5 protein-coding genes and 1 pseudogene are annotated in these 6176 nt (G+C 69.9%); 2 read left to right on the plus strand and 4 right to left on the minus strand.

Features of this window, described 5'->3' with window-relative positions; genetic code table 11:
* Positions 1-108 precede the first annotated feature (108 nt).
* Positions 109-654, plus strand: a complete 546-nt coding sequence (locus ACXAID_RS16075; RefSeq protein WP_475023208.1) for a YceI family protein — start codon at positions 109-111, stop codon at positions 652-654.
* A gap of 56 nt (positions 655-710) precedes the next feature.
* On the opposite strand, the gene ACXAID_RS16080 is transcribed toward ACXAID_RS16075, so the two are convergent.
* The 4 genes from ACXAID_RS16080 to mshB form a co-directional block, all read right to left on the minus strand.
* Positions 711-1631: a fumarylacetoacetate hydrolase family protein gene (locus ACXAID_RS16080; protein WP_475023209.1), complete on the minus strand. Its 921-nt coding sequence runs from the start codon at positions 1629-1631 to the stop codon at positions 711-713.
* 97 nt (positions 1632-1728) lie between these two features.
* Positions 1729-4308, minus strand: a complete 2580-nt coding sequence (locus ACXAID_RS16085) for a bifunctional FO biosynthesis protein CofGH (protein WP_475023210.1) — start codon at positions 4306-4308, stop codon at positions 1729-1731.
* Positions 4309-4420: 112 nt separating this feature from the next.
* Positions 4421-4858 (minus strand): hypothetical protein, encoded by a 438-nt coding sequence (locus tag ACXAID_RS16090; protein ID WP_475023211.1) that lies wholly within the window; start codon positions 4856-4858, stop codon positions 4421-4423.
* A 114-nt stretch (positions 4859-4972) separates the two neighbouring features.
* Positions 4973-5824 carry an N-acetyl-1-D-myo-inositol-2-amino-2-deoxy-alpha-D-glucopyranoside deacetylase gene (mshB, locus tag ACXAID_RS16095; protein WP_475023212.1) on the minus strand — a complete coding sequence of 284 codons (852 nt, stop codon included), beginning with the start codon at positions 5822-5824 and terminating at the stop codon, positions 4973-4975.
* Between the two features lie 60 nt (positions 5825-5884).
* On the opposite strand from mshB, the pseudogene ACXAID_RS16100 reads away from it, so the two are divergent.
* Positions 5885-6176: pseudogene (locus tag ACXAID_RS16100) on the plus strand (chloride channel protein); the annotation flags it as partial.

Consider the following 6176-nt stretch of genomic DNA (forward strand, 5'->3'; position numbering starts at 1 on the left):
CGGCGCTGGTCATCGTCGCAGAGCTGCCGGGAATGAATTCGGACCACGGTCCGTTTCGATGGGTAGCGACCGGACCGCCCGGCGCGCGTTTCGGAGAAAGAGATACCCATGACCACTGCCACAACCGCCCTGTCCGCCGGCACCTGGGCCATCGACCCGGTGCATTCGTCCGTCGGCTTCTCGGTACGCCACCTCATGGTCAGCAAGGTCCGCGGCGAGTTCGACACCTTCAGCGGCACCGTCACCGTCGCCGAGAACGGCAACGCCTCGGTGCACGCAGAGATCGCCGTCGGCTCGGTCAACACCCGCAACGAGCAGCGCGACGCCCACCTGCGCTCAGCTGACTTCTTCGACGTGGACAACCATCCGGTCGCCACCTTCAGCTCCACGACGGTCCGGGAGGACGGCGACCGCTACGTCCTCGACGGCGAATTCACCCTCAAGGGCGTCACCCGGCCGATCTCGCTGGACCTCGAGTTCAACGGCGTCAACCCGGGCATGGGCCACGGCGAGGTGGCCGGCTTCGAGGCTTCGGTGGTGCTCAACCGCAAGGACTTCGGAATCGACATCGACATGCCGCTGGAGACCGGTGGCGCCGTCGTCGGCGACAAGGTCACCGTCACCCTGGAGATCGAGGCCACCAGGCAGTCCTGAGGCCGCAGCCCCGAAGCCACCGCGGCGTCCCCCGCCGTCGCGGTGGCTTCGCCGAGCTAATCTGGCCGATCACCGGTGATGGGATGGCTGATCTCCCCGATCTGGTCGATGCACAGCGTGAGCCGGTCCCCGGGCCGTAGCCATTGCCCGGTCTCCATACCGCTGCCACCCGGGAGGGTTCCGGTGGCGAACAGCTCTCCCGGGTAGAGCTTTTCGCCACGCGAGGCATGCGCGAGAACCTCACCGATGGACCACCGCATGCCGCGGCTGGAGACCGCGCTGACGGCGTCGCCGTTGATGGCGACGAATCCGGTGAGTTCATCGATGCGCGGCAGGATCTCCTCGGCGCTGACCGCGTGCACCGACATCGACGACGCGAAATGCTTGGATTTCTGCGGCCCCAGACCGGTCGCCATCTCGGCGCGCTGGACGTCGCGGGCGCTGAAGTCGTTGACGACGACGAACGCGCCGATCGCCTCCAGCGCCTCCACCGGGTCGGCGTTGAAAAGCGCTGACCGCAAGACGAATCCGATCTCGAGTTCGAAGTCCAGTGCCGACGAGTAGGGCGGGACCGCCACCGGCACTCCACTGGGGACGAAACTCAGATGGTTGGACATGTAGTAGATCGGCTGACGGTGGAACAGCGGCTTGGGCCGGAACAGCGGAAAAGGCCTGCCCGTCAACTTCTCGACGCGCCGGGCCACCCGGTACTGGCCGGGGTGGAACCGCCGGACCAGGCCGCGTGCGGCATCGATGGCGTGCCGCTCGTAGAGCATGAAGTCACGGAACGAGACCGGCTGGAACGGCAGCAGGTGCCCGCAGAGGTCATGGTGGTGTTGCGCCAGCGCGAGTTCCCAGCCCCGGTCGAATACCGTCCCGCCGAGCGCACCGGCGTCTGCGCCCGGCGTCCACGAGCCGTCCTGCCCAGCCGACTGCAACTCGACCCGTCCGTCGGTGAGCACCCGCCGCAGTTTCACACAGCCGTACTACCAGAACTCGACGCGTCCCGACAGTCAAGTGCGCAAACGGATCTGCGCGCCGAAGGCAATCCTAACCGAACCTTCTCGGTCGCCGTCAGGCCGCCAAGGGCGTGTAGGTGGTAGTGCGTTGGCGGGCCGGCCGGCCGATGCCGGCGGCGATGGCGGTCAGCTCCTCGATGGTCTTCGCCGAGCCGTATTCCGAACCGGCCATGCGGGAGATGGTTTCCTCCATCAGGGTGCCGCCGAGGTCGTTGGCACCGCTCTGCAGCATGATCTGGGTGCGTTCGGTGCCGAGTTTGACCCAGCTGGTCTGGATGTTGTCGATACGGCCGTGCAGCATGATCCGGGCCAGGGCGTGCACGGCACGGTTGTCCCGGTGGGTCGGACCGGGGCGGGCCCCACCGGCCAGATACAGCGGCGCGGACTGGTGCACGAACGGCAACGGCACGAACTCGGTGAAGCCGCCGGTGCGGTCCTGGATGTCACGCAACACGTTGAGGTGCGTGATCCAGTGCCCCGGGGTGTCGACGTGGCCGTACATCATCGTCGAGGACGACCGCAGCCCGACCTGATGGGCGGTGGTGACCACCTCGATCCATTCGGAGGCCGGCAACTTGCCCTTGGTCAGCACCCAGCGGACCTCGTCGTCGAGGATCTCGGCGGCGGTACCCGGGATGGAACCCAGCCCGGCCTCGCGCAGCGCGGTCAGCCACTCGGCCACACTCGCCCCGCTCTTGGTGACCCCGTTGCTGATCTCCATCGGGGAGAACGCGTGCACGTGCATCGAGGGCACCTTGGCCTTGACCGCACGCACCAGATCGGCATAACCGCTGACCGGTAGCTCGGGGTCGATCCCGCCCTGCATGCACACCTCGGTGGCCCCGGCGACGTGGGCCTGCCACGCCCGTTCGGCCACCTCGGCCGTCGACAGCGAGTAGGCGTCGGCGTCACCCTTGCGTTGGGCGAATGCGCAGAACCGGCAGCCGGTGTAGCAGATGTTGGTGAAGTTGATGTTGCGGTTCACCACGAACGTCACGTCGTCACCGACCACCTCGCGGCGCAGCGAATCAGCCAGCGCGGCAACGGCGTCCAGCGCGGCGCCGTCGGCGGTGGCCAAGGCCAGGTACTCGTCGTCGGTGCAGCCGCCCGGGTCGCGTTCGGCGGCCCGCAACGCCGCGGCGACATCGGTGTCCAGCCGCTCGGGCGCCCGGGAGGCCAGCTCGCCGACCTTCTGGCGCACCGATTCCCAGTCCCCGAAGGCGCTACCCAGATCGCTGCGCGTCGCCGTCGCGCGCCCCTGGGTGTCGATCGCGGTGTGCAGATCCACCCGGCCCAGCGACTCGGCGGCCTCGTCGGGCTCCTGCCAGGCCAGGCCCACCGGGTTGCCCTCGCCGGCCAGCCCGGTGTCCGGGTCCGCCAGCGCGGCGACATGCCCGGCTACCCGCGGGTCGATCCAGCCCGCCCCGGCGCTCACATAGTCCGGTTGCGCGGTCAGCCGCGCCACCAGATCGAACCCGCCCTGCCCGGTGACGTCGGCCAACTCGTCGAGCGCAGGCCACGGCCGTTCGGGATTGACGTGATCCGGGGTCACCGGCGACACCCCGCCCCAGTCGTCCACGCCGGCGCCGAGCAGCGCCAGGCACTCGGCCGGCGAAACCAGGTTCGGTGGAGCCTGCACCCGCATCTTGGGTCCCAACACCAGCCGCGTCACCGCCACCGTGGCCACGAACTCGTCGATCTCGGCGTCCGGGGTGGCGGCCATCGCGGTGTGATCCTTGGCCCGGAAGTTCTGCACGATCACTTCCTGGATGTGGCCGAACTCCTTGTGCACCCGCCGGATCGCATGAATCGTCTCCGCGCGCTCGGCGCGCGTCTCCCCGATCCCGACCAGCAACCCGGTGGTGAACGGAATCGACAGCCGGCCCGCGTCGGCCAGGGTGCGCAACCGCACCGCCGGATCCTTGTCCGGGCTGCCGTAGTGCGCCTGGCCCTTGGTCTCGAACAGCCGCCGCGAGGTGGTCTCGAGCATCATCCCCATCGACGGCGCGACCGGCTTGAGCCGGGACAGCTCCGACCAGCTCATCACCCCCGGATTCAGATGCGGCAGCAGGCCGGTCTCCTCGAGCACCCGGATCGCCATCGCCCGCACGTAGTCCAGCGTGGAGTCATAGCCCCGCTCATCGAGCCACTGCCGCGCCTCATCCCAGCGGGCCTCGGGCCGATCCCCGAGGGTGAACAACGCTTCCTTGCACCCCAGTTCGGCCCCACGACGGGCCACCTCGACGATCTCGTCGGGCTCCATGAACATGCCCCGCCCAGCCGCGCGCAGCCGGCCCGGAACCGTGACGAACGTGCAGTAGTGACAGGTGTCCCGGCACAGATGCGTCACCGGGATGAACACCTTCGGCGAATACGTCACCGGCAGCCGCCCGGCCGGACCCCGCCGGCCCGCGGCCTCCAGACCCGCATCCCGCACCCGGGCCGCGCTGGCGCACAGATCGGCCAGATCCGCCCCGCGCGCCCCCATCGCGACCGCAGCCTCGTCCACATTCAGTGCCACACCGTCACGCGCCCGCCGCAACACCCTCCGGATGGCCGCGGGACTGGGCGCGTCGGCCTTCCGAGGTAGGACCGGGTCAGGCAGATCGGCGCCGTGCTGGGAGTTCAGAGCCACTCCTGTGTAACCCCACCGTCGTCGTCGATCATCCGCGCTTCTCGCAACAAAACCGGTGCGCCTGGCATACCGGCCACAGTAGTAGTAGGCAGTCGCGCCGGTGCGGGGCCCGTCAGGCGGCCGGATCCACCCGCCGCGTGAGCAGCCAGGCACTGGGCAACGCGCCGAGAGCCAGCAGCAACAGCACGCCGTAGGCCATGATCCCGGTGCCGCCGAAGACGATGTCGTCACCCGGCCCGCCGAAGGTGAACACCGCGACGGTGGCCAGCCACGTCCACAGCGGCAGCGCCGCAAGCACCGGGGAGTCTGTCGTCTGCCTGGCGGCCCACACCAGCACCGCGTTGAGAAGCCCGCTCAACAGCGCACTGATCGGGAAAGGCACCGACCCGAGATGGGCCGGCAGCAGGAACACCGCGATCAGGGCCGAGAGCACACCGTCGACGGCGAGCAGGCCCAGCACGAGATGCCGGCGCCGCTGGTGCGCCGGCGGGGCCGCGGCTGTCAGGTCGGGATGCTGTCGAGCAGCGAAACCAGCGAACCGACCACCCACTGGAAGTTGTCCAGCCGGTCCTGCCAGTGCTGCAGGTTGGGATCCAGGTCAGGGTCCATGTGCTTCCCTTCCGTGCGCGGTCGGTTCCGGGCAGCTTACCGCCCCGGTGCGAAGTTACCTCAGGGCCAGCCCGGCCAGCAGATCGGTTTCCCAGCCCCGCCCGTCGCGTTCCCCGGCGGTCCCGGCGGCCAGGACGTAGAACTCGGTCGCCCCGATGGGCAGTGCGATGCCGTTGGACAGCGCCCCGGCCTTGCCGTCCGGCGCGACCTGAACCTGGGTTTCGTGCGCGCGCAGCGCGGCCACCTTCGCCGGCAGCGCATCGGTGAGGTCCAGCGCGGCGTCGATCGCGTCGTCGGGATATCCGAAGCCGAGATCGTCGGCGGTCACCCGGATCCAGCCGGCGGGCACGTCGGTCAGTTCGGCCAACCCGGCGGCCAGCGCCGTGTGCGAGAGCACCGTCCAGTAGACCTTCGGCACCCGCCACGTCGCCGCGTCCACCGCGGCGGTCGTGACGCGGTGGGTGTGGATGTGGTCGGGATGCCCGTAGCCGCCGTCGGGGTCGTAGGTGACGACGACGTGCGGCCGCAGCTCGTCGATGACGGCGACCAGCGCGGCGGTCTGCTCGCCGAAATCACCGTCCACGAACCGTTGGTGCTGCCGGGGCGGGATGTCGCCCATCCCGGAGTCCCGCCAACGGCCCGCGCCGCCGAGATAGCGGGGCCGGTCGAGCCCGAGCGCGCGCAACGCGGCGGTCAACTCACCGATCCGGTAGCCGCCGAGCTGGTCGGCGTGATCGGCGGCGAGCTGAGCCCACCGTTCGCCGATGACCTCGCCCTCCTCCCCCAGCGTGCAGGTCAGGACCTCGACCTGGGCGCCCAGAGCCGCGTAGTGGGCGATGGTGGCACCGGTGGTGAGAGTCTCGTCGTCGGGGTGGGCGTGGACGAACAACAGCCGCGGGGTGGTCATCGGTCCAGCTTGCCTGCCCGCGGGAGCGCGCGGACGGCGACCCTGGCATACATTCGCCCCGTGACGCGACGCTCCGTGGAGTTCGGATGCGCGATCGTGATCATCGGTCTGCTCGCCGGGGTCGCCGGTGCGGCCACGACGCTGACGCTGCACGCCGTCGAGCATGCGACCTACAACTACAGCCTGGGGACCCTGCTGACCGGGGTGGAAGGCAGCGGCGACGTCCGCCGCGCCGTCGGACCGACGCTGGGCGGCGCGCTGGCGGGGCTGGGCTGGTGGCTGCTGCGCCGGCGCCACCGGGTGCCGTCGCTGACGGCGGCCATCCCCGAGGCGGTGGCCAACGGCGGACGGC

Source organism: Mycobacterium sp. ABE4_509 (assembly GCF_056160785.1).